24 protein-coding genes and 3 tRNA genes are annotated in these 26122 nt (G+C 62.9%); 22 read left to right on the top strand and 5 right to left on the bottom strand.

Annotated elements, in window-relative coordinates; all coding sequences use genetic code 11:
* Positions 1-16: 16 nt before the first annotated feature.
* The 16 genes from GYB81_RS04530 to GYB81_RS04605 all read left to right on the top strand — a co-directional run bounded on the left by GYB81_RS04530 (position 17) and on the right by GYB81_RS04605 (position 16103).
* Positions 17-781: an ABC transporter ATP-binding protein gene (locus tag GYB81_RS04530; protein ID WP_161866613.1), complete on the top strand. Its 765-nt coding sequence runs from the start codon at positions 17-19 to the stop codon at positions 779-781.
* A 55-nt stretch (positions 782-836) separates the two neighbouring features.
* Positions 837-1817 carry a transcriptional regulator ArgR gene (argR, locus tag GYB81_RS04535; protein WP_161866409.1) on the top strand — a complete coding sequence of 327 codons (981 nt, stop codon included), beginning with the start codon at positions 837-839 and terminating at the stop codon, positions 1815-1817.
* 370 nt (positions 1818-2187) lie between these two features.
* Complete coding sequence (locus GYB81_RS04540) at positions 2188-3408, top strand: aspartate aminotransferase family protein (RefSeq protein ID WP_161866408.1); 1221 nt, start codon at positions 2188-2190, stop codon at positions 3406-3408.
* Between the two features lie 123 nt (positions 3409-3531).
* The gene (gene aruF, locus GYB81_RS04545) at positions 3532-4548 is read left to right on the top strand and encodes an arginine/ornithine succinyltransferase subunit alpha (RefSeq protein WP_161866407.1); all 1017 of its coding nucleotides are present in this window, start codon (positions 3532-3534) and stop codon (positions 4546-4548) included.
* A gap of 82 nt (positions 4549-4630) precedes the next feature.
* Positions 4631-5647 (top strand): arginine N-succinyltransferase, encoded by a 1017-nt coding sequence (astA, locus tag GYB81_RS04550; RefSeq protein WP_161866406.1) that lies wholly within the window; start codon positions 4631-4633, stop codon positions 5645-5647.
* A gap of 61 nt (positions 5648-5708) precedes the next feature.
* Positions 5709-7172 carry a succinylglutamate-semialdehyde dehydrogenase gene (astD, locus tag GYB81_RS04555; protein WP_161866405.1) on the top strand — a complete coding sequence of 488 codons (1464 nt, stop codon included), beginning with the start codon at positions 5709-5711 and terminating at the stop codon, positions 7170-7172.
* Positions 7172-8518 (top strand): N-succinylarginine dihydrolase, encoded by a 1347-nt coding sequence (gene astB, locus GYB81_RS04560; RefSeq protein ID WP_161866404.1) that lies wholly within the window; start codon positions 7172-7174, stop codon positions 8516-8518. Before astD ends, astB begins: the two co-directional genes overlap by 1 nt.
* Positions 8519-8573: 55 nt before the next feature.
* The gene (locus GYB81_RS04565; protein WP_161866403.1) at positions 8574-8852 is read left to right on the top strand and encodes a topoisomerase II; all 279 of its coding nucleotides are present in this window, start codon (positions 8574-8576) and stop codon (positions 8850-8852) included.
* A 17-nt stretch (positions 8853-8869) separates the two neighbouring features.
* Positions 8870-9883 (top strand): succinylglutamate desuccinylase, encoded by a 1014-nt coding sequence (astE, locus tag GYB81_RS04570; protein WP_161866402.1) that lies wholly within the window; start codon positions 8870-8872, stop codon positions 9881-9883.
* A gap of 150 nt (positions 9884-10033) precedes the next feature.
* On the top strand, positions 10034-11038 hold the full coding sequence (ltaE, locus tag GYB81_RS04575; protein WP_161866401.1) for a low-specificity L-threonine aldolase: 1005 nt from the start codon (positions 10034-10036) through the stop codon (positions 11036-11038).
* Between the two features lie 270 nt (positions 11039-11308).
* Positions 11309-13933, top strand: a complete 2625-nt coding sequence (gene alaS, locus GYB81_RS04580) for an alanine--tRNA ligase (protein ID WP_161866400.1) — start codon at positions 11309-11311, stop codon at positions 13931-13933.
* Between the two features lie 101 nt (positions 13934-14034).
* On the top strand, positions 14035-15273 hold the full coding sequence (locus GYB81_RS04585; protein WP_161866399.1) for an aspartate kinase: 1239 nt from the start codon (positions 14035-14037) through the stop codon (positions 15271-15273).
* A gap of 192 nt (positions 15274-15465) precedes the next feature.
* Positions 15466-15651: a carbon storage regulator CsrA gene (gene csrA / locus GYB81_RS04590; RefSeq protein ID WP_003244478.1), complete on the top strand. Its 186-nt coding sequence runs from the start codon at positions 15466-15468 to the stop codon at positions 15649-15651.
* 61 nt (positions 15652-15712) lie between these two features.
* Positions 15713-15803, top strand: a tRNA-Ser gene (locus GYB81_RS04595).
* Between the two features lie 73 nt (positions 15804-15876).
* A tRNA-Arg gene (locus GYB81_RS04600) sits at positions 15877-15953 on the top strand.
* 73 nt (positions 15954-16026) lie between these two features.
* A tRNA-Arg gene (locus GYB81_RS04605) sits at positions 16027-16103 on the top strand.
* A gap of 44 nt (positions 16104-16147) precedes the next feature.
* On the opposite strand, the gene GYB81_RS04610 is transcribed toward GYB81_RS04605, so the two are convergent.
* Positions 16148-16642, bottom strand: a complete 495-nt coding sequence (locus GYB81_RS04610) for a DUF4124 domain-containing protein (protein ID WP_161866398.1) — start codon at positions 16640-16642, stop codon at positions 16148-16150.
* A gap of 322 nt (positions 16643-16964) precedes the next feature.
* On the opposite strand from GYB81_RS04610, the gene mgtE reads away from it, so the two are divergent.
* Positions 16965-18407, top strand: coding sequence for a magnesium transporter (gene mgtE / locus GYB81_RS04615; RefSeq protein ID WP_161866397.1), 1443 nt, complete (start codon positions 16965-16967; stop codon positions 18405-18407).
* A 1-nt stretch (position 18408) separates the two neighbouring features.
* Here the strand turns inward: mgtE and GYB81_RS04620 are convergent, their stop codons facing one another.
* Genes GYB81_RS04620 through GYB81_RS04630 form a run of 3 tightly spaced genes read right to left on the bottom strand, consistent with a single transcriptional unit; the run spans position 18409 to position 19960 of the window.
* Positions 18409-18870, bottom strand: a complete 462-nt coding sequence (locus tag GYB81_RS04620; protein ID WP_161866396.1) for a nuclear transport factor 2 family protein — start codon at positions 18868-18870, stop codon at positions 18409-18411.
* A 29-nt stretch (positions 18871-18899) separates the two neighbouring features.
* Positions 18900-19226, bottom strand: coding sequence for an Atu4866 domain-containing protein (locus GYB81_RS04625; protein WP_161866395.1), 327 nt, complete (start codon positions 19224-19226; stop codon positions 18900-18902).
* Positions 19227-19237: 11 nt separating this feature from the next.
* Positions 19238-19960: an SDR family oxidoreductase gene (locus GYB81_RS04630; protein ID WP_161866394.1), complete on the bottom strand. Its 723-nt coding sequence runs from the start codon at positions 19958-19960 to the stop codon at positions 19238-19240.
* A gap of 175 nt (positions 19961-20135) precedes the next feature.
* Here GYB81_RS04630 and GYB81_RS04635 point away from each other — a divergent pair, with 175 nt between their 5' ends.
* The 4 genes from GYB81_RS04635 to GYB81_RS04650 all read left to right on the top strand — a co-directional run bounded on the left by GYB81_RS04635 (position 20136) and on the right by GYB81_RS04650 (position 24430).
* Entirely contained in the window at positions 20136-21032 is an 897-nt protein-coding gene (locus tag GYB81_RS04635; RefSeq protein WP_161866612.1) for an AraC family transcriptional regulator, read from the top strand.
* A 191-nt stretch (positions 21033-21223) separates the two neighbouring features.
* A complete protein-coding gene (locus GYB81_RS04640; RefSeq protein WP_178101847.1) occupies positions 21224-21481 on the top strand; it encodes an OadG family protein in 258 nt (85 codons plus the stop codon).
* A 23-nt stretch (positions 21482-21504) separates the two neighbouring features.
* Positions 21505-23283: a sodium-extruding oxaloacetate decarboxylase subunit alpha gene (gene oadA, locus GYB81_RS04645; protein ID WP_161866392.1), complete on the top strand. Its 1779-nt coding sequence runs from the start codon at positions 21505-21507 to the stop codon at positions 23281-23283.
* A gap of 10 nt (positions 23284-23293) precedes the next feature.
* Entirely contained in the window at positions 23294-24430 is a 1137-nt protein-coding gene (locus GYB81_RS04650) for a sodium ion-translocating decarboxylase subunit beta (protein ID WP_161866391.1), read from the top strand.
* A gap of 109 nt (positions 24431-24539) precedes the next feature.
* On the opposite strand, the gene GYB81_RS04655 is transcribed toward GYB81_RS04650, so the two are convergent.
* Positions 24540-24866, bottom strand: a complete 327-nt coding sequence (locus GYB81_RS04655) for an Arc family DNA-binding protein (RefSeq protein WP_003461866.1) — start codon at positions 24864-24866, stop codon at positions 24540-24542.
* Positions 24867-25247: 381 nt separating this feature from the next.
* On the opposite strand from GYB81_RS04655, the gene phnC reads away from it, so the two are divergent.
* Entirely contained in the window at positions 25248-26072 is an 825-nt protein-coding gene (gene phnC, locus GYB81_RS04660) for a phosphonate ABC transporter ATP-binding protein (protein WP_161866390.1), read from the top strand.
* Positions 26073-26122: the final 50 nt, after the last annotated feature.

A 26122-nucleotide genomic window follows, 5' to 3' on the forward strand; every position in this document is an offset into this window, starting at 1 on the left:
TCAAGAGAACCCGAACATGTACAAACTCGAAGTTCAGGACCTGCACAAGCGCTACGGCAGCCACGAGGTGATCAAGGGCGTGTCGATGGCGGCCAAGGCCGGCGACGTGATCAGCATCATCGGCTCCAGTGGCTCGGGCAAAAGCACCTTCCTGCGCTGCCTGAACCTGCTGGAACAGCCGCATGCCGGCAAGATTCTGCTCAACAACGAAGAGCTGAAGCTGGTGCAGGCCAAGGACGGTTCGCTGCGCGCCGCCGATGCCAGGCAGTTGCAGCGCATGCGCTCGCGCCTGGCCATGGTGTTCCAGCACTTCAACCTGTGGTCGCACATGAGCGCCCTGGAAAACGTGATGGAAGCGCCGGTGCACGTGCTTGGCGTACGCAAGGCCGAGGCGCGTGACAAGGCCGAGCACTACCTGGCCAAGGTTGGCGTGGCGCACCGCAAGGACGCCTACCCGGCGCACATGAGCGGTGGCGAGCAGCAGCGTGTGGCCATTGCCCGTGCCCTGGCGATGGAGCCGGAAGTGATGCTGTTCGACGAGCCGACTTCGGCACTTGACCCGGAGCTGGTCGGCGAAGTGCTCAAGGTGATGCAGGATCTGGCTACCGAAGGCCGCACTATGGTGGTGGTGACCCACGAAATGGGTTTTGCCCGCGAGGTGTCGAACCAGCTGGTATTCCTGCACAAGGGGCTGGTGGAGGAGAGTGGTTGCCCGAAGGAAGTGCTGGCCAACCCGCAATCCGAGCGGCTCAAGCAGTTCCTTTCCGGTAGTCTCAAATAATAAGAAGCTAGACTGCGCACTTAACTGGTGCGTTGAACCTATTGAATAGACGCTAATGACCCCCCATCGAATCGGCTTTCTCTACTGGCCCGGCACCAAGGCTCTGACGTTGTCTCTGGCGGAGGAAGCACTGCGCGTTGCCCAGCGTGTGCATCCGGAAGTGGTATACGAGCTGGTATTCCTCCAGGCCGAGCCGCTGGCGGCCGGTGACTGGCGTCTGCCGGGCGAACCCTGGGCCGGGCATCTGGAGGGGCTGGACAAGCTGTTCCTGCTGGCCGATGCGCCGCCGGCGCAGGTGTCCGCCGGCCTGGCGGCCGCGCTCAAGCAACAGGTGCGCAGCGGTTGCGTGATCGGCGGGCTGTCTGCGGGGGTCTATCCGCTGGCTCAGCTCGGCCTGCTCGATGGTTATCGTGCGGCGGTGCACTGGCGCTGGCAGGATGATTTTTCCGAGCGCTTCCCCAAGGTCATCGCCACCAGTCATCTGTTCGACTGGGATCGTGATCGCCTGACTGCTTGCGGCGGCATGGCCGTGCTCGATCTGCTGCTGGCGCTGCTGGCGCGCGATCATGGCGCCGAACTGGCCGGTGCGGTGAGTGAGGAGCTGGTGGTCGAGCGTATTCGCGAGGGCGGTGAGCGTCAGCGCATTCCGTTGCAGAATCGCCTCGGCTCCAGCCACCCGAAGTTGACCCAGGCCGTGCTGCTGATGGAGGCTAATATCGAGGAGCCGCTGACCACCGACGAGATCGCCCAGCACGTGTGCGTGTCGCGCCGGCAGCTGGAACGCATCTTCAAGCAGTATCTCAATCGTGTGCCCAGCCAGTACTACCTGGAGCTGCGCCTGAACAAGGCGCGCCAACTGCTGATGCAGACCAGCAAGTCGATCATCCAGATCGGCCTTTCCTGCGGTTTCTCCTCGGGGCCGCACTTCTCCAGCGCCTACCGCAACTTCTTCGGCGCCACGCCGCGCGATGATCGCAACCAGCGCCGCAGCAACAGCCCCTTCGAGTTGACCTCCAGCCCCGTCGAGCGCGGTTGACCAGGGCTGTCGCGGCTAAAGCCCCTCCCACGGCGCGCTAGCTGTAGCCCGGATGAAATCCGGGGTATCTGACGTCGATCCCGGCTTTCATCCGGGCTAGGCGAGCAGGACTTTCGATACTGACCAGTCAGCCTGCGGAGATTTTTTCCGGCGGCGTGCTCCCGGCGGCGATCTGCGATTAAACTGCGCCTTTCCGACGCTTTCTGTCGCTTGGGCGACAACCCGCGGAAAACCTGGGGTGGCGCTGTAAGAAGTTGTCGCATGGCGACAATGCCGGCCCCGATTCAGTCCCTACAATCCTTGCATTCCCAGTCGTTTCGGGCGTTTCGTCGCCTGCCTGCGACCGGTATTTCTCATCAGGAGAGCTTTGATGTCCGTTCAGCACGATGCGGTGCAACGCGCCGACTTCGACCAGTTCATGGTCCCCAACTACGCCCCTGCTGCCTTCGTCCCGGTGCGCGGCCTGGGTTCGCGAGTCTGGGATCAGAGCGGCCGAGAGCTGATCGACTTCGCCGGCGGCATCGCCGTCAACGTGCTGGGCCACTGCCACCCGGCGCTGGTCGCGGCGCTGACCGAGCAGGCCAATACCCTGTGGCACATCTCCAACGTGTTCACCAACGAGCCGACGCTGCGTCTGGGCAAGAAGCTGGTCGAGGCGACCTTTGCCGAGCGCGTGTTCTTCTGCAACTCCGGTGCCGAGGCCAACGAGGCCGCGTTCAAGCTGGCGCGTCGCGTCGCTCATGACCGTTTCGGCGCGGAAAAGCACGAGATCATCGCCGCCACCAACAGCTTCCACGGCCGCACCCTGTTCACCGTCAGCGTCGGTGGCCAGCCGAAGTATTCCGACGGTTTCGGCCCGAAGATCCAGGGCATCACTCATGTGCCGTACAACGATCTGGAAGCGCTGAAAGCCGCCATATCGGACAAGACCTGCGCCGTGGTGCTGGAACCCGTGCAGGGTGAAGGCGGGGTACTGCCGGCGGACAAGGCCTACCTGGAAGGCGCCCGCGAGCTGTGCAACGCGCACAACGCGCTGCTGGTGTTCGATGAAGTGCAGAGCGGCATGGGCCGTACCGGCGAGCTGTTCGCCTACATGAACTACGGCGTAGTGCCCGACATTCTGTCCAGCGCCAAGAGCCTGGGCGGCGGTTTCCCCATCGCGGCGATGCTCACCACCACCGACCTGGCCAAGCATTTCTCGCCCGGCACCCACGGCACCACCTACGGCGGCAACCCGCTGGCCTGTGCGGTCGGCGAGGCGGTACTGGACATCGTCAACACCCGTCAGACCCTGGATGGCGTCAAGGCCAAGAGCGAACAGTTCAAGACTCGTCTGCTGGCGCTGGGCAAGCAGTACGGCCTGTTCGAGCACGTGCGCGGCATGGGCCTGCTGCTCGGCTGCGTGCTGAATGACGCGTGGAAGGGCAAGGCCAAGCAGGTGCTCGATGCCGCCACGGCCGAAGGCCTGATGATTCTGCAGGCCGGTCCGGACGTGGTGCGTTTCGCCCCGAGCCTGGTGGTCGATGAGGCCGATATCGAAGAGGGCCTGGCCCGGTTCGAGCGTGCGCTGAGCAAACTGACGGTGGCCTGAGTCCTTGCTGACTCGCTGTGAGAGGGGCTTTGCCGCGAATATCGCCGCTCAAGCGCCTCCCACGGCGGTGTGCCCGAGCCTGACTACGAATCTTGCAGCTTCCGTGTTTAGAAGGAGTGACCCATGCTGGTGATGCGCCCTGCGCAAATGGCGGACCTGGCGGATGTGCAGCGACTGGCTGCGGACAGCCCGGTGGGTGTCACTTCCTTGCCGGACGACGCAGGCCGGCTGGGCGACAAGATCGCCGCATCGGAGGCGTCCTTCGCCGCCGAGGTCAGTTTCAACGGTGAGGAAAGCTACTTCTTCGTCCTCGAGGATACCGACAGCGGCCGACTGGTCGGCTGCTCCGGCATCGTCGCCTCGGCTGGCTATTCCGAGCCCTTCTACAGCTTTCGCAACGAGACCTTCGTGCACAACTCGCGCGAGCTGAAGATCCACAACAAGATTCACGTGCTGTCGCTGTGTCACGACCTGACCGGCAACAGCCTGCTCACCAGCTTCTATGTCGAGCGCCCGCTGGTCAGTAGTGCGTTCGCCGAGCTCAATTCGCGCGGGCGCCTGTTGTTCATGGCCGGACATCCAGAACGCTTCGCCGACGCGGTGGTGGTGGAGATCGTCGGCCATAGCGACGAGAACGGTGATTCGCCGTTCTGGGATGCGGTGGGGCGCAACTTCTTCGATATGACCTACGCCGAAGCCGAGCGTCTGTGCGGCCTCAAGAGCCGTACCTTCCTCGCCGAGCTGATGCCGCATTACCCGATCTACGTGCCGCTGCTCTCCGACGAGGCGCAGGAGGCCATGGGGCAGGTGCATCCGCGGGCGCAGATCACCTTCGACATCCTCATGCGCGAGGGCTTCGAGACCGATCATTACATCGACATCTTCGACGGTGGCCCGACGCTGCATGCGCGCACCTCGGGCATTCGCAGCATTGCGCAAAGCCGCCTGGTGCCGGTGAAGATCGGCGAGGCCGTGACGGGTGGCCGCCAGTACCTGGTCAGTAATGGTCAGCTGCAGGATTTTCGCGCCATCGTCGCCGACCTCGACTGGGTGCCGGGCAAGCCTGTGGTGCTCAGCGCGCAGGCGGCCGAGGCACTGGGTGTCGGGGAAGGTGCCAGCGTCAGGTTGGTAGCGGTTTAACAGGCTCTGCTCCGGTTGGAGAGGGCGCCCTTCGAGGGCGGATGAGAGCGCCGAGGGTGCTCTTGAGGAATCTGGAGGATTTATGATCGTTCGTCCCGTGCGCAGCGCCGATTTGCCGGCCCTGATCGACCTGGCTCGCAGTACCGGCGCAGGCCTGACCACGCTGCCGGCCAACGAGCAGCGCCTGGCGCATCGGGTCGGCTGGGCAGAGAAGGCCTTTCGCGGTGAGGCCGAACGTGCCGATGCCGACTACCTGTTCGTGCTCGAAGACGATGCCGGCAAGGTTGTGGGCATTTCTGCGGTGGCTGGCGCCGTCGGCCTGCGCGAGCCCTGGTACAACTACCGCGTCGGCCTGACCGTTAGCGCTTCGCAGGAGCTGAACATCCATCGCCAGGTGCCGACGCTGTTCATGGCCAACGACCTGACCGGCAATTCCGAATTGTGCTCGCTGTTCCTGCATGCCGATCACCGCAGCGGCCTCAATGGCCGCCTGCTGTCCAAGGCACGTCTTCTGTTCATTGCCGAGTTTCGCGAGCTGTTCGGTGACAAGGTCATCGCCGAGATGCGCGGGATGTCGGACGACCGCGGGCGTTCGCCGTTCTGGGAAAGCCTCGGCCGGCATTTCTTCAAGATGGAATTTTCCCAGGCCGACTACCTCACCGGCGTCGGCAACAAGGCCTTCATTGCCGAGCTGATGCCCAAGTTTCCGCTTTACACCTGTTTCCTTTCCGACGATGCGCGGGCCGTGATCGGTCGCGTGCACCCGGACACCGAGCCGGCGCTGACCATGCTCAAGGCTGAGGGTTTCAGCTATCAGGGCTACGTCGACATATTCGATGCAGGCCCGGCCATCGAGGCGCAAACCGCAAAGATCCGCGCCGTGCGCGACAGTCAGAACCTGGTGCTGGCCATCGGCACGCCAGGCGACGACGCCGAGCCGTTCCTGGTGCACAACCGCAAGCGTGAGGACTGCCGCATCACTGCCGCGCCGGCGCGCATGGCGGCCGGCACGCTGGTGGTCGCTCCACTGACTGCCAAGCGCCTGCGCCTGTCTGCTGGCGATCAGGTGCGCGCCGTGCCGCTGGCGGCGCACGGCTGAGTTATGGATTTGTGCAGCGGTCCAGGCAGGCCGCTGGAAATGCTGGGAGTGGTAGAACAAGATGAACACTCATTACATCGCAGGTCAGTGGCAGCCCGGTCAGGGCGAGCCGCTGCAATCGCTCGACCCGGTCAGCCAGGCCGTGCTCTGGCAGGGCCAGGGCGCCACCGCAGCGCAGGTCGATGCAGCCGTTGCCGCTGCGCGTGGCGCTTTCTCGTTGTGGGCGGCGCATTCGCTGGATGGCCGCATCGCCGTGCTGGAACGCTTCGCCGCCTGCCTGAAAACGCGTGCCGACGAAGTGGCGCGGGCGATCGGTGAAGAGACCGGCAAGCCGCTGTGGGAAGCCGCCACCGAAGTGAACAGCATGGTGGGCAAGGTCGCCATTTCCATCCAGAGCTATCGCGAGCGGACCGGCGAGAAGAGCGGCCCGCTGGGCGACGCCACCGCTGTGCTGCGGCATAAACCACATGGCGTGGTGGCGGTATTCGGCCCCTACAACTTCCCGGGTCACCTGCCCAACGGCCACATCGTACCGGCATTGCTGGCCGGCAACTGCGTGCTGTTCAAGCCTAGCGAGCTGACGCCCAGGGTGGCCGAGCTGACCGTGCAATGCTGGATCGAGGCCGGGCTGCCCGAGGGCGTGCTCAGCCTGCTGCAGGGGGGGCGCGAAACCGGCGTGGCGCTGGCTGGTCACCCCGGTATCGACGGATTGTTCTTCACCGGCTCCAGTCGCACCGGCAATCTGCTGCACGCCCAGTTCGCCGGGCGCCCGGACAAGATACTGGCGCTGGAGATGGGCGGTAACAACCCGCTGATCGTCGATCAGGTGGCCGATGTCGATGCGGCGGTCTACACCATCGTCCAGTCCGCATTCATCTCTGCCGGCCAGCGCTGCACCTGTGCCCGTCGCCTGCTGGTGCCGCAGGGGGAGTGGGGCGACACCCTGCTGGCGCGCCTGGTGCAGGTTGCCGGACAGCTCAGGGTCGGTCGCTTCGATGCGCAGCCGGCGCCTTTCATGGGCGCGGTGATTTCCCTGCAGGCCGCCGCTCAGCTGATGCAGGCGCAGCACAACCTGGTGGCTGGCGGCGCCACGGCGCTGCTGGCAATGACCCAGCCTGAGACGGACGCTGCGCTGTTGACGCCCGGCATCCTCGATGTCACATCGCTTGCCGAGCGTCCCGACGAGGAGTTCTTCGGCCCCCTGCTACAGGTGATCCGCTACGACAGCTTCGAATCGGCCATTGCCGAAGCCAATGCCACTGCTTACGGCCTGGCTGCGGGGCTGCTGTCCGACTCGCGCGCGCGCTTCGAGCAATTCTGGCTGCATAGCCGCGCCGGCATCGTCAACTGGAACAAGCAGCTCACCGGGGCCGCCAGCACTGCGCCCTTCGGCGGTATCGGCGCCTCGGGCAACCACCGCGCCAGTGCCTACTACGCCGCCGACTATTGCGCCTACCCGGTGGCGGGGCTGGAGAGTGAAAGCCTGGCCCTGCCCGCGACTCTGACCCCGGGAGTGACCCTGTGATGGCTGCCTATGAGATGAACTTTGACGGTCTGGTCGGGCCGACTCACAACTACGGTGGACTGTCTTACGGCAACGTCGCCTCGCAGAGCAACAGCCAGGCCGTGTCGAGCCCCCGGGAAGCGGCGAAGCAGGGCCTGGCGAAAATGAAGGCATTGATGGACATGGGCTTCAAGCAGGGCGTACTGGCCCCGCAAGAGCGCCCGGATGTCGCTGCGCTGCGCTGCCTGGGCTTCACCGGCAGCGACGTCGAGGTAATCCGGCGCGCAGCGCGCGAGGCCATGCCGCTGCTGGTGGCAAGCTGCTCGGCATCGAGCATGTGGACGGCCAATTCCTGCACTGTCAGTCCCAGCGCCGACACGGCGGACGGGCGCGTGCACTTCACCGCCGCCAATCTCAACTGCAAGTTCCACCGCAGCATCGAGCACCCGACCACCAGCCGCGTGTTGCAGGCGATGTTCGCCAATCAGGCGCACTTCGCTCATCACCCGGCGCTGCCTGCCGTGGCGCAGTTCGGTGACGAGGGTGCGGCCAATCACACGCGCTTCTGCAAGGGCTATGGCGATGCCGGGGTCGAGTTCTTCGTCTATGGACGCAGCGCCTTCGATACCCGTTACCCGGCGCCGGCACGTTACCCGGCGCGGCAGACTCTGGAGGCCAGCCAGGCCGTGGCGCGCCTGCATGGGCTGAGCGAGGCCGGCGTGGTCTATGCCCAGCAGAATCCGGCGGTGATCGATCAGGGTGTGTTCCACAACGACGTGATCGCCGTGGGCAACGGCGAGGTGCTGTTCTATCACCAGGACGCCTTCCTCGATAGCGACGAGGTCTTGGCGGAGCTGGGCGACAAGCTGGCGCGGCGTGGCGGCAACTTCCAGGCGGTGTGCGTGCCGGGCTCTGCCGTCAGCGTGCAGGATGCAGTGCGTTCCTATCTGTTCAACAGCCAGCTGCTGAGTCGAGCCGATGGCGGCATGCTGCTGATCGTGCCGGAAGAGTGCCGCAACAATGCCAGTGTCTGGCGCTATCTGCAGCAACTGACCACTAGCGGCGGGCCAATTCGCGAGGTGCGCGTATTCGACCTCAAACAGAGCATGCAGAACGGTGGTGGACCGGCCTGCCTGCGCCTGCGTGTGGCGCTCAACGAGCAGGAGCTGGCGGCGGTCAATCCGGGCGTGGTGATGAGCGATGCCTTGCACGACACCCTGGTAGCCTGGGTCGACAAGCACTATCGCGACCGCCTGAGCGAAGCCGATCTGGCCGACCCGCAATTGCTGACCGAATGCCGCACGGCATTGGATGAACTGACGCAGATCCTTAAACTGGGCTCGGTTTATCCTTTCCAACTGAACTGACCCACAGGGTGGATGTCGCTTGTTACATCCACCTCAGAACTCTCCCGGAGATTTTATGAGCGACGCGCTGCAACTGATTCTTGAAGATAACGACGGCACCCAACTGGAAACCTCCTGCAGCCGTTTCGCCGTGGTGTGGCAGGGCAAGGAGCTGTGGGTCCAGGCCGTTGGCGATCAGTTGCTGATCGGTGTCGATGTGGAGGAGGGCGATACCGAGTACGCCAACCTACTGCTGCGTCCGCAGGCGACCAACCTGGTCAGCCTGCAGCTCGAGATGGAGCCGGCGCTGGCTGATGAGGACGATCATGTTCATGGTCCGGACTGCAATCACTAAGCCCTGAGGAGTGTGCGATGCTTGCCCTCGGCAAATTGCTTGAACTGACCCTGGCCGGCCATGAGCCGTCGGCGAAGATTCAACTGACGCCCGATGGCACGCGTCTGCGCTGGCTGGATGAAGGTGCGCTGGAGGTGACCCCGCCTGCAGCGCGCGACAATGGTCTCGACCTGCTGCTGTCGGCCGGCATTCACGGCAATGAAACCGCCCCCATCGAACTGCTCGACCGTCTGCTGCGTCGCATTGCACGCAACGAGCTGCATCCGGCTGCACGCATTCTCTTTCTGTTCGGCAATCCCGAGGCCATGCGCCGTGGCGAGCGCTACGTCGAGCAGGATCTCAACCGCCTGTTTAGTGGCCGTCACGAGCAGTCCAGTGGCTTCGAGGCCATCAGGGCATGCGACCTCGAGCACCTGGCCGTCAATTTCTTCGGCAAGGATACCGGCCGCACGCGCCTGCATTACGATCTGCATACTGCCATTCGAGCCTCGAAGATCGAGCAGTTCGCCCTCTATCCCTGGCAGGAGGGACGCGCGCATTCCCGCCGCGAGCTGGAGCGTCTGTGCGCCGCCGGTATCGAGGCGGTGCTGCTGCAGAACAAGGCCTCGACCACCTTCAGCGCCTACACCTACGCGCAGCTTGGTGCCGAAGCCTTCACCCTGGAGCTGGGCAAGGCCCGTGCCTTCGGGCAGAACGAACTGGTCAATCTCGATCTGCTGGAGAACGCGCTGCATGCGCTGATCGAAGGGCGCGAGGTGATCAGCGGCGAGCCCACGCTCGATGGCATGCAGCTGTTTTCGGTTTCGCGTGAAGTCATCAAGCACAGCGACAGCTTCCAGCTGCACCTGCCGACGGATATCGAGAACTTCACCGAGCTGGAGCCTGGCTACCTGCTCGCCGAGGATATCGCCGATACCCGCTGGATAGTGGAGGAGCAGGACGCGCGCATCATCTTCCCCAATCCCAAGGTCAAGAACGGCCTGCGTGCCGGCATCCTGATCGTCCCCGACGACGGCGCCGGCTTGGTGTGATGCTGCTGTGGGAGGGGCTCTAGCCGCGCCGCTGCGGCCTCTTGTTCACCGCTGAAGCGCCTCCCACGATTTTTGCCCTCAACTGTATCTGTCACCCTTCGGGCGACCTCTTTAGCATGGGCCTTTCGCCAATCAATCGGAAAGCCAGCCATGCCCCTGATCGACCTGCGTAGCGACACCGTCACCCAACCCACCGCCGCCATGCGCGAAGCCATGATGACAGCCGGGCTGGGCGACGATGTGTACGGTGAAGACCCGACGGTGAACCGCCTGGAAGCCTGGTTGGCGACGGAGCTAGGCTTCGAGGCTGCGCTGTTCGTGCCCACCGGCACCATGAGCAACCTGCTGGGCCTGATGGCGCATTGCGAACGCGGTGACGAATACATCGTCGGCCAGCAGGCGCATACCTATAAATACGAAGGCGGCGGAGCCGCGGTGCTCGGCTCCATCCAGCCGCAGCCGATCGACGGCGAGGCCGATGGCTCGCTGGACCTGGCCAAGGTCGAAGCGGCGATCAAGCAGGACGACTTCCACTTCGCCCGTACCCGTTTGCTGGCGCTGGAAAATACCATGCAGGGCAAGGTGCTGCCGCTCGACTACCTGGCTGCCGCCCGCGAGCTGACGCAGCGCCGAGGTCTGGGCCTGCACCTGGACGGCGCGCGGCTGTACAACGCCGCTGTCAAACTGGGCGTACCGGCACGGGAGATCACCCGGCATTTCGATTCCGTCTCGGTGTGCCTGTCCAAGGGGCTCGGTGCGCCGGTCGGTTCGGTACTCTGTGGCAGTGCGGAATTTATCGGCAAGGCGCGGCGTCTGCGCAAGATGGTCGGCGGTGGCATGCGCCAGGCCGGCGTATTGGCGGCGGCGGGGCTTTATGCCCTGCAACATCAGGTCGAGCGCCTGGCCGAGGATCACGCCAACGCCGCACGTCTGGGCGAGGGCCTGGCCGCACTGGGCTACAGCGTCGAACCGGTGCAGACCAACATGGTTTATGTGCAGCTCGGCGAGCGCGCCGGACAGATCACGGCTTTCATGGCCGAACGCGGCATCGCCGTCAGCGCGGCGCCGCGCCTGCGTCTGGTCACTCATCTGGACGTCAGCGCCGAGCAAATCGAGCAGGTGATCGAAGCCTTTGCCGTTTTTCGCTCGCTTTGAGTCGCAACCGCAGCGCCCGATAGGCGCCTGCTATCAACAAAGGCACTAGCCGCGCGCGGTAGGCCCGATATAATGCGGCCCTTTGCAGACTGCGTGAAAACTACTGCGCTCGGTCATGCTGCGTTAAAAACCGGCTCAGAATGCTCATTTACAGCCCGTAAACTGCGCTTCTTCGCCGGTTTTTGCCTTGCCTGACCTTCGCTCGCTACGTTTTCACTTTGTCTGCCTCGCCGGCTTTTGCCGTGGCCGCCTGATTCCGTGGATATCCCTATGAAAAGCGCAGAAATCCGTGAAGCCTTCCTGAGCTTCTTCGAAGAAAAAGGGCACACCCGTGTCGCTTCCAGCTCGCTGATCCCGGCGAACGACCCGACCCTGCTGTTCACCAACGCGGGCATGAACCAGTTCAAGGACTGCTTCCTGGGCCTGGAAAAGCGCGCCTACACCCGCGCCACCACCAGCCAGAAGTGCGTGCGTGCCGGCGGCAAGCACAACGACCTGGAAAACGTCGGTTACACCGCGCGTCACCATACCTTCTTCGAGATGCTGGGCAACTTCAGCTTCGGCGACTACTTCAAACGCGATGCCATTCATTACGCCTGGGAATTTCTGACCTCCGACAAGTGGCTGAACCTGCCCAAGGAAAAGCTCTGGGTCACCGTCTACGCCACCGATGACGAGGCCTTTGATATCTGGACCAAGGAAGTCGGCATCCCCACCGAGCGCATGATCCGCATCGGTGACAACAAGGGCGCGCCCTATGCGTCCGACAACTTCTGGGCGATGGGCGATACCGGCCCGTGCGGCCCCTGCACCGAGATCTTCTTCGATCACGGCGAGCACATCTGGGGCGGCCCACCCGGCAGCCCGGAGGAAGATGGCGACCGCTACATCGAGATCTGGAACAACGTCTTCATGCAGTTCAACCGCACCGCGGACGGCGTGCTGCACCCGCTGCCGGCGCCGAGTGTGGACACCGGCATGGGCCTGGAGCGCATCAGCGCGGTGTTGCAGCACGTCAACTCGAACTACGAGATCGACCTGTTCCAGAACCTGCTGGCCGCCTCGGCCAAGGCCATCGGCTGCACCAACGAGGGCCAGGCTTCGCTGAAAGTGGTGGCGGACCACATCCGCTCCTGCAGCTTCCTGATCGCCGACGGCGTGACCCCGTCCAACGAAGGTCGCGGCTACGTGCTGCGCCGCATCGTGCGTCGCGCCTGCCGTCACGGCAACAAGCTGGGCGCCAAGGGCAGCTTCTTCTATCAGATCGTCGCTGCGCTGGTTGCCGAGATGGGCGATGCCTTCCCCGAGCTCAAGCAGCAGCAGGCGCACATCGAGCGCGTGCTGAAGACCGAGGAAGAGCAGTTCGCCAAGACCCTGGAGCAGGGCCTGAAGATTCTCGAGCAGGATCTGGCCAGCCTGCAGGGCTCGGTCATTCCTGGCGATGTGGTGTTCAAGCTGTACGACACCTACGGCTTCCCGGTCGACCTGACCGCCGATATCGCCCGCGAGCGCGAACTGTCGGTAGACGAAGAAGGCTTCGAGCGTGAGATGGAGGCGCAGCGTGAGCGCGCCCGTTCCGCCAGCGCCTTCGGCATGGATTACAACGCCCTGGTGAAGGTCGACGCCGACACCCGCTTCCTCGGCTACGAGGGCACCAGCGGCAGCGGCAAGATCATCGCCCTGTTCAAGGCCGGTGCCGCGGTCGACAGCCTCGCTGAAGGCGAAGAGGGCGTGGTGGTGCTGGATCAGACCCCGTTCTACGCCGAGTCCGGTGGCCAGATCGGCGACTGCGGCTATCTGGAAGGTGCAGGCGTGCGTTTCGACGTGCGAGACACCACCAAGGCTGGCGGCGCCTTCCTGCACCACGGCGTGGTCACCAAGGGCGGCCTCTCCGTCGGTACCAGCGTCAAGGCCGAGGTTGAGGCCGAGGTGCGCCAGGCCACTGCGCTGAACCACTCGGCGACCCACCTGCTGCACGAAGCCCTGCGTATGGTGCTTGGCGACCATGTGCAGCAGAAGGGCTCGCTGGTCAACAGTCAGCGCCTGCGTTTCGACTTCAGCCACTTCGAGGCGATCAAACCCGAGCAACTCAAGCAGCTCGAGGACATCGTCAATCGCGTGGTGCGCGAGAACACGCCGGTAGAGACTGAAATCACCGACATCGAGACCGCCAAGGCCAAGGGCGCGACCGCGCTGTTCGGCGAGAAGTACGGCGATCAGGTGCGCGTCCTGAGCATGGGCGGTGACTTCTCCGTCGAGCTGTGCGGCGGTACACACGTGGCCCGCACGGGCGACATCGGTCTGTTCAAGATTGTCAGCGAAGGTGGTGTGGCGGCCGGCGTGCGTCGTATCGAGGCGGTCACCGGTGCAGCCGCGCTGGCGTACCTCAATGGCGCAGAAGAGCAGCTCAAGGAAGCCGCTTCCCTGGTCAAAGGCAGCCGCGACAACGTACTCGACAAACTGTCGGCGCTGATCGAGCGTAACCGCCAGCTGGAAAAGGAGCTGGAGCAGCTCAAGGCCAAGGCCGCCAGCGCTGCGGGCAACGACCTGGCCGGCTCGGCTGTGGACGTCAAGGGCATCAAGGTGCTGGCGTCGCGTATCGATGGCCTGGACGGCAAGGCGCTGCTGGCGCTGGTTGACCAGCTCAAGAACAAGCTGGGCAGTGCGGTGATTCTGCTCGGCGGCGTGTTCGAGGACAAGGTGGTGCTGGTCGCTGGTGTCACCCAGGATCTGACCGCCAAGCTCAAGGCCGGTGACCTGATGCGTCAGGCCGCTGCGACCGTGGGCGGCAAGGGCGGCGGTCGCCCCGACATGGCCCAGGGCGGCGGCGTCGATGCCGGCAAACTGGATGAAGCCCTGGCCCTGGCCGCGACCCTGGTCGAGCAGGCTTCGTAAAGAGCGTGAAAGCGGGGCCCGCAGTGCGTCCGGCGGGCCTTGGCAGTGTGACCCGATGCGGGTTTAATGGGCGCCCTTGAGGAATCAGGCGGCTTTTTGAAATGGCTTTGATCGTACAGAAGTTTGGGGGCACCTCAGTCGGCACCGTCGAGCGTATCCAGCAGGTGGCCGAGAAGGTTAAGAAGTTCCGCGAGAAAGGCGACGACATCGTCGTCGTGGTGTCCGCCATGAGTGGCGAAACCAACCGCCTGATCGATCTGGCCAAACAGATCACCGACGGCGAGCCGGTACCGCGCGAACTGGATGTAATGGTGTCCACCGGTGAGCAGGTGACCATCGCGCTGTTGGCCATGGCACTGATCAAGCGCGGTGTGCCAGCGGTGTCCTACACCGGCAACCAGGTGCGCATCCTCACTGACAGCGCCTACAACAAGGCGCGCATTCTGCAGATCGATGACCAGAAGATTCGCGCCGACCTCAAGGCCGGTCGTGTTGTCGTCGTCGCCGGTTTCCAGGGCGTCGATGAACACGGCAGCATCACCACCCTCGGCCGTGGCGGTTCCGATACCACCGGCGTGGCTCTGGCTGCGGCGCTGAAAGCCGACGAGTGCCAGATCTACACCGACGTCGATGGCGTCTACACCACCGATCCACGCGTGGTGCCCAAGGCGCAGCGCTTGGAGAAGATCACCTTCGAAGAGATGCTGGAAATGGCCAGCCTCGGTTCCAAGGTGCTGCAGATTCGCTCGGTGGAGTTCGCCGGCAAGTACAACGTCCCGCTGCGCGTCCTGCACAGCTTCCAGGAGGGGCCGGGCACCCTCATTACCCTTGATGAAGAGGAATCCATGGAACAGCCGATCATTTCCGGCATCGCTTTCAATCGCGACGAAGCCAAGCTGACCATCCGTGGGGTACCGGATATCCCCGGCATTGCCTTCAAGATTCTCGGCCCGATCAGCGCCGCCAACATCGAGGTGGACATGATCGTGCAGAACGTCTCGCACGATAACACCACCGATTTCACCTTCACCGTGCACCGCAACGATTACAACAACGCGCTGGGCGTGTTGCAGAAGACCGCTGACGAGCTGGGCGCCCGTGAAGTGGTGGGCGATACCAACATCGCCAAGGTTTCGATCGTTGGTGTCGGTATGCGTTCCCATGCTGGTGTTGCCAGCCGCATGTTCGAAGCGCTGGCCAAGGAGACCATCAATATCCAGATGATCTCCACCTCCGAGATCAAGGTGTCCGTAGTGATCGAGGAGAAGTATCTGGAACTGGCGGTGCGTGCTCTGCATACTGCCTTCGAGCTGGACGCTCCGGCCCGACAGGGTGAGTGATTGATCTGATCCGAAAGGCGCGGCTGGTTCCGCGCCTTTCGTTTTTTTGACCGATTCGCGGGAACTTTCTTTCTGCGCGGGCTGGTCAATACTTGGGTGGAGGCTTTCAGGCTTGTGGTAGCAGGGAGCCGGCACCATTTTCTTTTTGCAGACTGTTGTCCTGAAAAAATGTAATCCGTGAAGGAGAAAGGAATGCTGATTCTGACTCGCCGGGTCGGAGAGACCCTGATGGTCGGTGATGATGTGACTGTCACCGTGTTGGGCGTGAAAGGTAACCAGGTGCGTATTGGTGTCAATGCGCCGAAAGAGGTTGCCGTACACCGTGAGGAAATCTACCAGCGTATTCAGAAAGAGAAGGGTGACGAACCAAGCCACTAATTTTTCTACAAATTTTTGTTTGCAAACGGGGAAAACATGTTTATCATGCGCCCCGTGTTGCGGAGAGGTGGCCGAGTGGCCGAAGGCGCTCCCCTGCTAAGGGAGTACACCTCAAAAGGGTGTCGGGGGTTCGAATCCCCCCTTCTCCGCCATTATTCAGCGAGTCGGGCGTGAGCCGGGCTGGCGAATCACCAGAGGTGATCTGGTATAAAAGCACCAACAAGCGGACTCATAGCTCAGCTGGATAGAGTACTCGGCTACGAACCGAGCGGTCGGAGGTTCGAATCCTCCTGAGTCCGCCATATTCAATGGCACTGCAGCGATGCAAGGTCATGTTTCAACCAGTGGTGATCTGGTCTAAAAGCGCCAACGTGTGGACTCATAGCTCAGCTGGATAGAGTACTCGGCTACGAACCGAGCGGTCGGAGGTTCGAATCCTCCTGAGTCCGCCATACCCAAAGGGCCTGCAGCAATGCAGGCCCTTTTTCTTTGCGCGTCATTTCTTCACACAGCCGGCTTCGTCGAAGCTGACCTGGCGGCTGTTGCCGCCTTTGCGCTTTTCACGATAGTGGTAGCGCTCCTGGCCATTGCTGGCCGTCACTCTGTCCGGCTTGCCCAGGCTGCTTTCCACGTCGGCGCGGCTCATGCCGCGGCGGATTTCCTTGCGGATGATCGCCTGGCGCCTCTCGCTACTGCTCAGTAGATTGCCGCAGCCATCATCCTGCTGACCGACAATCACCAGTTCGCCGGAGCTCGCGCTCGCACGTGCCTGACGCCTGTCGGGGTCGGCCAATGGGATGGGTTTGCCGCTGCTGGGCGTATGGTTGCGTGCATCCTGCAGATGCTGTTCCTGATCGGTGCTGCAGCCGTGCCGGGTGAAGGTGACATGGCCGTCAGCATCCACGCAGCGGAACACGCTGGCGGCCGAGCTGTCTTCAATAGGGGAGAGAAGCGCAGCGGCCAATAGCGCTGCCAGGTGTCTTCCTTGCATGAATCGTCCTCCATGACGTTGCAGGTTTCAGGTTAGACCGTTTTTTCGCCCATGCCAGGGTGTCCTGGCGTTGACGGCTGGCGTCGCATAGCCAGGTTTTCATGCGGGATTGAAGTTTGCGATGCAAGCAGTTGTTCTTGCCGCGCTTTTGTCACGTACAAAGCTGTTTGGCGGTGTTATCATTCGCCGTGTCAGCCCCGCCGGGGCTTGTGGAATACCACCATGGACTTACCCAGTAGTTACTCAATACTCCCCTCGAACAATCGTGTAAGACCTGATTGATCCCCTTTGGCGTGCCCGCCAACTGGGGGTGGAGCGCGCTATGACTGAAGTAGAAGCCAAAAAGCCGCAAGAGAGCTTGCAGGATCGCCTGGCCCAGGTGATTGAACTGCTGCATCGGCACAAACTGGTCGAAGACCTGACCCATCGTCAGGAAGGCCAGCACCACGATCGGGTCGAGAGCCTGGTTCATCGGCAGAACCTAGCCGAGCTACAGCGCAAGCTCGACGACCTGCACCCCGCGGATATCGCCCACATTCTCGAAGCCCTGCCGCTCGATGAGCGTTTGACCGTCTGGCAGCTGGTCAAGGCCGAGCGCGATGGCGACATCCTGCTCGAAGTATCCGACGCAGTGCGGGAAACCCTGATCGCCGACATGGACGATCACGAGATTCTCGCTGCGGCCAAGGACCTGGACGCCGACGAACTCGCCGACCTGGCACCTGAGCTGCCGCGTGACGTTGTGCACGAGCTGATGGAGTCGCTCGACGCCCAGCAGCGTGAGCGTGTGCGTTCGGCTCTGTCCTACGAGGAAGATCAGGTCGGTGCGCTGATGGACTTCGAGATGGTCACCATCCGTGAGGACGTCAGCCTGGAAGTGGTGCTGCGTTATCTGCGCCGTCTCAAGGAGTTGCCGGGGCATACCGACAAGCTGTTCGTGGTCGATTACGACGGCGTGCTCAAGGGCGTGCTGCCGATCAAGCGCTTGCTGGTCAATGATCCGGAGAAGCAGGTCGGCGAAGTCATGGCCGACGATCCGGTGAGCTTCCATCCCGATGAGGACGGCTACGATGCCGCCCAGGCGTTCGAGCGTTACGACCTTATCTCCGCGCCGGTGGTGGACAAGAACGGCAAGCTGATCGGCCGTCTGACCATCGACGAGATGGTCGACCTGATCCGTGAGGAAAGCGAAAGCGAAGTGCTGAACATGGCCGGTCTGCGCGAGGAGGAAGATATCTTCGCCTCGGTGTGGAAGTCGGTACGCAACCGCTGGGCCTGGCTGGCGATCAACCTGGTGACTGCCTTCCTCGCCTCGCGGGTAATCGGCCTGTTCGAAGACTCGATCGAGAAACTGGTCGCGTTGGCGGCGCTGATGCCCATCGTTGCGGGGATCGGTGGTAACTCCGGCAACCAGACGATCACCATGATCGTACGCGCCATGGCCTTGGATCAGGTCAGCACCGGTAATACCAAGCGCCTGCTGCGCAAGGAGCTCGGGGTTTCCCTGATCAACGGCATTCTCTGGGGCGGGGTGATCGGTGCCATTGCCTATGCGCTATACGGCAGCTGGTCGCTGGGCGTGGTGATGACTGCGGCGATGACCCTCAATCTGTTGCTGGCGGCGCTGATGGGAGTGCTGATCCCCATGACCCTGGCACGCCTGGGACGTGATCCGGCCATGGGGGCAAGCGTGATGATCACCGCAATGACCGATAGCGGTGGCTTCTTCATCTTCCTGGGGCTGGCTTCGATCTTCCTCCTTTAGATCACTCCATCAACTGCACCAGTCGCCAGGTATCGAGAAAGGCCGTGACCCGCGTGATTCGGCCATTCTCCAGCTGCATATGCCAGGAGTAGCTGTTCTCGTAGCGGCTGCCGTCCTTGGCGGTCGCCTGGCCATCCCAATGCACGACCACGTGAGGCCCCTGCGCCACGATCTGGCGGACTGTGGGCACGATGGGCGTGGCCAGTTTGTCGGTGATGGGTTTGACTGCATCTTCCATGAACGCCTCGCGCGTGCGGTAAGTCCCGGAGTAAGGGCTGCTGCCGGCCACGACCCAGACGGCATCATCGGCTAGCAACTGGAAAATGCCGCCCTGGCCGGCGCGCCAATCATCGAAGGCTTTCTGAATCAGGGCCTGATTGGCCGCGGTGTTGTCACTTGCCCAGGTCGGCAGGCAGAGCGATACGCTGAGCAGTAGCGCGGCGACAGCTTTTTGCATGTTCATAAGCTTCTTTCCTTGGCTGGTGGGTTGCCTTACTCAGTTGGAGTGCTCTCGCGGCGCAGCACCATGCCGCCGTGGTAGAGCACGTCGTCGATGAACTCACCGTCAGCGGTAAAGCCGGTGTCGTCGACGTAATCGATGTGGTTGCCGGTGACTCGGTAGCTGCCCCGGTAGGCGCTCTCGCGGTTCCCACGTGCCTCGTCATAACGGCCGTTGGCCAATAGCTCATGGCGGACATGGCCATCGTCCGTTACCCACATGCCCACGTAGGGATGTGGGCTTTCCGCTTCCGCGCTTGCCGCGCCGGGTAGCAGGGCGCCGCTGATCAACAGCACCGCCAGGCTGTTTTTCGCTGGCATATTCACCTCCATCAATAAGGACTGGCGGTCGGGCGCACGATGACTTCGCTGACATCGACGTCGTCCGGCTGCTCGACTGCATAGGCCACCGCACGGGCGATGGCGTCCGGTGTGATGGCGATACGGCGGAAGGCCTTCATCGCATCGCGGGCGCTGGCGTCGGTGATGCTGTCGGCCAGTTCGGACTCGACCACGCCGGGGCAGATGGTGGTGACGCGGATGCGCTCGTTCTCCAGGCGCAGCCCCTCGGAAATGGCCCAGACCGCGTACTTGGTGGCGCAGTACACCGCAGCGGTCGGAGATACGGCATGGGCACCGATGGAGGCGATGTTGATCACCTGGCCGCGCCCGCGTTGCTCCATGCCCGGCAGCGCGGCGGCGATGCCGTGCAGGACACCGCGTATGTTGACGTCGATCATGCGGTTCCACTCCTCGACCTTCAGGGCGTTGAGCGGTGACAGCGGCATCACACCGGCGTTGTTGATGATGACGTCGACCGGCCCGTGCTGTGCCTCGGCGCGTTCGACGAAGGCCTGCATATCGGATAGCTGGCTGACGTCGAGGGTGCGGCAGGAGGCGCGTTGACCTTGCGCTTGCAGTTCGTCTACCAGTGCCTGCAGGCGTTCGATGCGGCGGGCGCCGAGTACCACCTGATGGCCCTGGCTGGCGAGGTGGCGGGCGATGGCTTCGCCGATGCCGCTGCTGGCACCAGTGATGAGGATGACCTTGCTCATGGCGATCTCCACTGTTGTTGGGAGGTTCCATGCTAGGTGGGGGGTGGATGGTCGCTAAGTCCGGTTACTCTTTGGATATTGCCTGTTTCTATTGAATGCTTCTTAAATGCCCCAGTGTTCAGCCCGAGCCGATACCCGAGTCATGACAACGACACCCGAGAGCATGAAGCAGCGTATGGTCGAGTTGATGCTGCGGCTCGCCCCCGAGGAAGGCTACACCGCGGCGCAACTGGACGGGGTTACCTTCATGCGTTCCGACCGGCCGCTGCCTGTAACGCCTGCGCTGTACGAGCCGAGCATCGTCATCGTGATCCAGGGGCGCAAACGCGGGCTGCACGACGGCACGCTCTACGTCTACGATGCGCAGCATTATCTGGTGCTGGCGCTGCCGTTGCCTTTTTCCATCGAAACCGAGGCCAGTGCCGAAGAGCCCATGTTGGGGGTGGCGCTGCGGGTCGACCCGCTGCTGGTGGCCGAGCTGGTGATGGATCTGGACGAGCCTCAGGCTGCCGAGCCGGCAACGCTCTATTCCAGCCCGATGGATGTACGCCTGAGCGACGCCACGCTGCGTCTGCTGGAAGCGCTGGCCGACCCTGATGAAGTGCGTCTGCTCGGCCCCTCGATCATGCGCGAGATCGTCTTTCGCGTGCTGCAGGGGGAGCAGGGCAGTGGACTGCGTGCGACTCTTGCGCAGAACAGTCATTTCGGTCGTATCGCGCGCGTGTTGCAACGTATCCACCGCGATTATCAGGAGTCGCTCGACGTGCCCTCGCTGGCCGAGATCGCCAGCATGAGCGTGCCGGCCTTCCATGTGCACTTCAAGGCGATGACCAGCCGCTCGCCTTTGCAGTACCTCAAGGCCATACGCCTGCACCAGGCGCGTCTGCTGATGATTCGCAACGACATGAGCGCGATCAGCGCGGCGCAGCGCGTCGGCTACGAAAGCCCGTCGCAGTTCAGCCGGGAATTCAAGCGGCTGTTCGGGCGCACTCCGGGCGATGAGACCCGTCATTTCAAGCAGCTGCTGGCGCTGGCGCCCGCGGTTGATACCGGTGTGCGCTCGGCCTCCTGAGCGCCGTCTCGCAGAACCTTGCCCCCTGTTTGGTAGTGGGTGTGCAAAAGCCACTACATAAATGGCGGTTCGGTGTTTGCTTCAAACGCTTGTTTCAGGCTAAGGTTCGGCAGCTCTGCCCGGGCGCTGACCCTGGGCGCTCCTGATCAATAATGAATGCAGCCCGCGAGCTGCTGGCCAAAGGAGCCAAGATGACCCCCAGTGAACTCCTGCTCGAGGGTGTCGAACTCATGCTGTTCGGCATGGGTTTCGTGTTTGTCTTTCTGGTGTTGTTGGTGGGTGTGGTCAGCCTGATGTCGCGCCTGATCGCGACCTTCGCTCCACCCGCGCCAACCCCCGCCGTTTCTTCCCCAGCGCACAGCGCCAAGCCGGCCAGCCACAAGCCGGATGCAGAAACGCTGGCCGCCATCCAATCCGCTATTGCCCAGCACCGCGCCCGTCGCGGTTGATCAGGTTCAGAGGGAGTACCTGTATGACTGCCGTTAAACAAGCACTCGGGATCACCGATGTGGTGCTGCGTGACGCCCACCAATCCATCCTGGCCACCCGAGTGCGCCTGGAAGACATGCTGCCGATCGCGGCCAAGCTCGATCAGGTCGGCTTCTGGTCGGTGGAATCCTGGGGCGGCGCCACCTTCGATGCCTGTATCCGTTATCTGGGCGAAGACCCCTGGGAGCGCATCCGCGAACTGAAGAAGGCCATGCCCAACACCCGTCAGCAGATGCTCCTGCGCGGGCAGAACCTGCTGGGCTACCGCCACTACGCCGACGACGTGGTGGAGAAATTCGTCGAGCGTGCCGCGGTCAACGGCGTCGACGTGTTCCGCGTGTTCGATGCGATGAACGATCCGCGCAACCTGGAAACCGCACTCAAGGCCGTCAAGCAGCAGGGCAAGCATGCCCAGGGCACCATCTCCTACACCACCAGCCCTGTGCACACTCTGGACATGTGGGTCGATCTGGCCAAGCAGATCGAAGACATGGGCGCCGACTCGGTGGCCATCAAGGACATGGCGGGCATCCTTACCCCCTACACCGCCTTCGAACTGGTCTCGCGCCTGAAGGCCAGCCTGGCCATCCCGATTCACATGCAGTGCCACGCCACCGCCGGGCTGTCGTCCGTGGCGATTCTCAAGGCAGTTGAAGCCGGTATCGACAATGTCGACACCGCCATTTCCTCGCTGTCGATGACCTATGGCCATTCGCCGACCGAGTCGGTCGTGGCCATGTTCCAGGGCACCGAGCGCGATACCGGGCTCAACCTGGAGCTGCTGGAGGAAATCGCCGCCTACTTTCGCGAGGTGCGCAAGAAGTACGCGAAATTCGAAGGCAACCTCAAGGGTGTCGATTCGCGCATCCTGGTCGCCCAGGTGCCAGGCGGCATGCTTACCAACATGGAAAGCCAGCTCAAAGAGCAGGGCGCCCAGGACAAGTTCGATCAGGTGCTGGCCGAGATTCCGCGCGTGCGCGAAGACCTCGGCTTCATCCCGCTGGTAACGCCAACCTCGCAGATCGTCGGCACCCAGGCGGTGATCAACGTGCTCACCGGCGAGCGCTACAAGTCCATCACCAAGGAAACCGCCGGCGTACTCAAGGGCGAATACGGCGCCGCGCCTGCGCCGTTCAATGCCGAGCTGCAGGCGCGTGTGCTTGACGGTGGCGAGGCCATCACCTGCCGTCCCGCCGATCTGCTCGATGCCGAGATGGACAAACTGACCGCCGAACTCAAGGGCATCGCCCGGGAGAAGGGTATCAAGCTGGCCGCCGACGAGATCGACGACGTGCTGACCTACGCGCTGTTCCCGCAGATCGGCCTGAAATTCCTGGAAAACCGTGGCAACCCGGCGGCCTTTGAGCCGGCGCCGACCGGCAGGGAAGCGCCGGCTCGCGAAGCTGGCAAGCCCGAGGTTTATACCGTCGAGGTCAACGGCAAGTCGTTCGTGGTGCAGGTCAGCGAAGGCGGTGATATCGAAGGCATCAAGCCTGTCGGGGGGGCGGTAAGCGCCGCGCCGGCGGCTGCTCCGGTCGCGGCCGGTGGTGGCGAGCCGCAAGCGGCGCCACTGGCCGGCAATATCTTCAAGGTGCTGGTGCAGCCCGGCCAGACCGTCGAGGAGGGCCAGCTGGTGATCATTCTCGAAGCGATGAAGATGGAAACCGAGATCCGTGCCTTCAAGGCGGGCACCGTCGGTGCCGTCAACGTCAAGGTCGGTGATGCAGTGGCGGTGGGCGACAGCCTGCTGACCATCGGCTGAGGAGCGCACCATGGAAAAGCTGCTCAAGCTCTGGCAAAGCACCGGCCTGTACCATCTGGAGCCCGGTCAGGCCTTCATGATCGCGGTGTGCCTGCTGCTGATCTACCTGGCTATCAAGAAGGGTTTCGAGCCCTTGCTGCTGGTGCCCATCGGTTTCGGCGGTCTGCTGTCGAACATCCCGGTGGCCAACATGGCCGAAGGTGCCGGCTTTCTGCACCTGATCTACGAAGTGGGATTGCCGACCAGCATCTTCCCGTTGCTGATCTTCCTCGGCGTCGGCGCCATGACCGACTTCGGCCCGATGCTGGCCAACCCGAAAACCTTGTTGCTGGGCGCCGCCGCGCAGTTCGGTATCTTCGGCACTCTGATGGGCGCGCTGGCGATCACCGCACTGGGCATCCCGGGCATGGAGTTCACGCTCAAGGAGGCGGCGTCCATCGCCATTATCGGCGGGGCGGATGGGCCTACCTCGATCTTCGTCACTTCCAAGTTGGCGCCCGACCTGCTCGGCCCCATCGCCGTGGCGGCCTATGCCTACATGGCGCTTGTGCCGCTGCTACAGCCGCCGATCATGCGTGCGCTGACCAGCAAGGAAGAGCGCGCCATCGTCATGCAGCAATTGCGTCCGGTGGGGCAGACCGAGAAGATCATCTTCCCCATCGTGCTGTGCATCCTGGTCGGTCTGCTGCTGCCCGATGCCGCGCCGCTGATCGGCATGTTCGCCCTTGGCAACCTGCTGCGTGAATGCGGGGTGGTCGAGCGCCTGGCCGATACCTCGCGCAACGCGCTGATCAATATCGTCACCATCTTCCTCGGCCTGACCGTAGGCTCCAAGCTGTCGGCAGAGGCCTTCCTGCAGCTCAAGACCCTCGGCATCCTGATGCTTGGCATGGTGGCGTTCTGCGCCGGTACGGCGGCTGGGGTATTGATGGCCAAGCTGATGAACCTGTTCAGCAGCAACAAGGTCAACCCGCTGATCGGTTCGGCAGGTGTATCGGCGGTGCCGATGGCGGCGAGGGTGTCGAATAAGGTCGGCCTGGAGGCCAACCCGCAGAACTTCCTGCTCATGCATGCGATGGGGCCGAACGTGGCCGGGGTGATCGGCTCTGCCGTAGCGGCGGGGGTATTGCTCAGCTTCGTTGGCTGATGAAGGCGCGGAGTTCGCTCCGCGCTTCGCCTATTGCCCGGCAGTGCTGCTGGCAAATATGGCAGGAATAAAAAAACCGGCTCTAGGCCGGTTTTTTAATGGGCTCGCCTCAGGCTTCTTCGGCGGCCATTTCCACGTCATGGGCAATCAGAGCGACCAGCGCGTTCTGCTGGCGGCGCGACAGCTGACGAAAACGCTGCAGCAATTCACGCTCATGAAGGCTCAGTTCGGGGCTGTCGAGACGCAGACTGAGATCGTCATCCAGAGCGCCTTCCTGCAGCATGCTCTGCTCCAGGCGGGCGATGATTTCCGAGTTCATGCTGCGGTGATGGTTGCGTGCTACGTCAGCAATACGCTCACGCATGCCATCTGGCAAGCGAACGACAAATTTGTCAGCCGTGCGGCTGGAATAAATAGCCTGTTTCATAGGGCGCATACGTTACCGGTTAGTTCAGGGAGCGATACTGGTAATCAGTGTCGATATTGTCACCGGTTTGACCGTGTCTCGCACTAGCCGTTCAACCGGTATCGCGTTCTGCGTCATTACGACCCGAAGGCCATCTGAACAGTTCCTTGACGCCAAATACGTGGCACATTGTGATCGATATACGGGCGTTGTGCCAGCACCGGTCGTCAGAAATGAGTAGCAATTGGCACAAGCGTCCACTTCGACGTTTCTCATTGGAAAAAATTCCAGCGCCTTCATCCAATCGTCACCTGCATTTAACCGCTCTGACATGGAAGCTGCCTACCTTGGTCTACACCAGATGGCGGTCGCGTCGCCTTCTGATCATTGATGATAGTAGAGGGCCAGCATATGAGCGCAGCGATTCGAGTCGACCGTCTGAACAAGAGCTTCGGCCGTAAACAGGCCTTGTTCGACTTGGCGCTGTCGGTGCAGCCGGGTGAGATGGTGGCGCTGATCGGCGCTTCCGGTTCGGGCAAGTCGACGCTGCTGCGTCATCTCGCCGGACTGGCCCGCGGCGATGCCGGCAGCATCGAAGTGCTCGGGCGCCAGGTGCAGGCCGATGGCCGCCTCAATGGCGACGTGCGTCGCCAGCGTGCCGATATCGGCTACATCTTTCAGCAGTTCAATCTGGTCGGCCGCCTAAGCGTTCTGCAGAACGTACTGCTCGGCGGCCTCGGTCGCATGCCGCGTTGGCGTGGCAGCCTCAGCCTGTTCTCGGTCGAAGAAAAACAGCGCGCCATGCAGGCGCTGGAGCGGGTCGGTCTGGCCGAGTTCGCTGCGCAGCGCGCCTCGACCCTGTCTGGCGGCCAGCAACAGCGCGTGGCCATCGCCCGCGCGCTGTGCCAGCAGGCCGAGGTGATTCTTGCCGACGAGCCGATCGCCTCGCTTGATCCGGAGTCGGCGCGCAAGGTGATGGAAATTCTCGCTGACATAAACCGTCGCGACGGCAAGACGGTGGTGGTGACCCTGCATCAGGTTGACTACGCGGTGCGCTATTGCCAGCGCGCCGTGGCGCTCAAGGGCGGGCGCATTCATTTCGACGGCCCCACCGACAGCTTCAACCCCGATTTCCTCAACGACCTCTACGGCGGCGATCTCGATATCAGCCTGCTGCTGCCGCAAGGGCAGCGCCCGCGTGCCGCGGAACGTCCGCTGACGCTGGCCAAGGCCTGACGTCACTTCCTCATTCGAAAAACCAACGCCAACCCGCAACAGGAGTGTGC

The sequence above is a fragment of the Pseudomonas yangonensis genome (assembly GCF_009932725.1).
GTDB lineage: Bacteria > Pseudomonadota > Gammaproteobacteria > Pseudomonadales > Pseudomonadaceae > Aquipseudomonas > Aquipseudomonas yangonensis.

Excerpts from the sequence above, each read along its gene's own strand:
- GYB81_RS04530 (WP_161866613.1), top strand. The coding sequence starts at position 17 with ATGTACAAACTCGAAGTTCAGGACCTGCACAAGCGCTACGGCAGCCAC.
- argR (WP_161866409.1), top strand. The coding sequence starts at position 837 with ATGACCCCCCATCGAATCGGCTTTCTCTACTGGCCCGGCACCAAGGCT.
- GYB81_RS04540 (WP_161866408.1), top strand. The coding sequence starts at position 2,188 with ATGTCCGTTCAGCACGATGCGGTGCAACGCGCCGACTTCGACCAGTTC.
- aruF (WP_161866407.1), top strand. The coding sequence starts at position 3,532 with ATGCTGGTGATGCGCCCTGCGCAAATGGCGGACCTGGCGGATGTGCAG.
- astA (WP_161866406.1), top strand. The coding sequence starts at position 4,631 with ATGATCGTTCGTCCCGTGCGCAGCGCCGATTTGCCGGCCCTGATCGAC.
- astD (WP_161866405.1), top strand. The coding sequence starts at position 5,709 with ATGAACACTCATTACATCGCAGGTCAGTGGCAGCCCGGTCAGGGCGAG.
- astB (WP_161866404.1), top strand. The coding sequence starts at position 7,172 with ATGGCTGCCTATGAGATGAACTTTGACGGTCTGGTCGGGCCGACTCAC.
- GYB81_RS04565 (WP_161866403.1), top strand. The coding sequence starts at position 8,574 with ATGAGCGACGCGCTGCAACTGATTCTTGAAGATAACGACGGCACCCAA.
- astE (WP_161866402.1), top strand. The coding sequence starts at position 8,870 with ATGCTTGCCCTCGGCAAATTGCTTGAACTGACCCTGGCCGGCCATGAG.
- ltaE (WP_161866401.1), top strand. The coding sequence starts at position 10,034 with ATGCCCCTGATCGACCTGCGTAGCGACACCGTCACCCAACCCACCGCC.
- alaS (WP_161866400.1), top strand. The coding sequence starts at position 11,309 with ATGAAAAGCGCAGAAATCCGTGAAGCCTTCCTGAGCTTCTTCGAAGAA.
- GYB81_RS04585 (WP_161866399.1), top strand. The coding sequence starts at position 14,035 with ATGGCTTTGATCGTACAGAAGTTTGGGGGCACCTCAGTCGGCACCGTC.
- csrA (WP_003244478.1), top strand. The coding sequence starts at position 15,466 with ATGCTGATTCTGACTCGCCGGGTCGGAGAGACCCTGATGGTCGGTGAT.
- GYB81_RS04610 (WP_161866398.1), bottom strand. The coding sequence starts at position 16,642 with ATGCAAGGAAGACACCTGGCAGCGCTATTGGCCGCTGCGCTTCTCTCC.
- mgtE (WP_161866397.1), top strand. The coding sequence starts at position 16,965 with ATGACTGAAGTAGAAGCCAAAAAGCCGCAAGAGAGCTTGCAGGATCGC.
- GYB81_RS04620 (WP_161866396.1), bottom strand. The coding sequence starts at position 18,870 with ATGAACATGCAAAAAGCTGTCGCCGCGCTACTGCTCAGCGTATCGCTC.
- GYB81_RS04625 (WP_161866395.1), bottom strand. The coding sequence starts at position 19,226 with ATGCCAGCGAAAAACAGCCTGGCGGTGCTGTTGATCAGCGGCGCCCTG.
- GYB81_RS04630 (WP_161866394.1), bottom strand. The coding sequence starts at position 19,960 with ATGAGCAAGGTCATCCTCATCACTGGTGCCAGCAGCGGCATCGGCGAA.
- GYB81_RS04635 (WP_161866612.1), top strand. The coding sequence starts at position 20,136 with ATGGTCGAGTTGATGCTGCGGCTCGCCCCCGAGGAAGGCTACACCGCG.
- GYB81_RS04640 (WP_178101847.1), top strand. The coding sequence starts at position 21,224 with ATGACCCCCAGTGAACTCCTGCTCGAGGGTGTCGAACTCATGCTGTTC.
- oadA (WP_161866392.1), top strand. The coding sequence starts at position 21,505 with ATGACTGCCGTTAAACAAGCACTCGGGATCACCGATGTGGTGCTGCGT.
- GYB81_RS04650 (WP_161866391.1), top strand. The coding sequence starts at position 23,294 with ATGGAAAAGCTGCTCAAGCTCTGGCAAAGCACCGGCCTGTACCATCTG.
- GYB81_RS04655 (WP_003461866.1), bottom strand. The coding sequence starts at position 24,866 with ATGCGCCCTATGAAACAGGCTATTTATTCCAGCCGCACGGCTGACAAA.
- phnC (WP_161866390.1), top strand. The coding sequence starts at position 25,248 with ATGAGCGCAGCGATTCGAGTCGACCGTCTGAACAAGAGCTTCGGCCGT.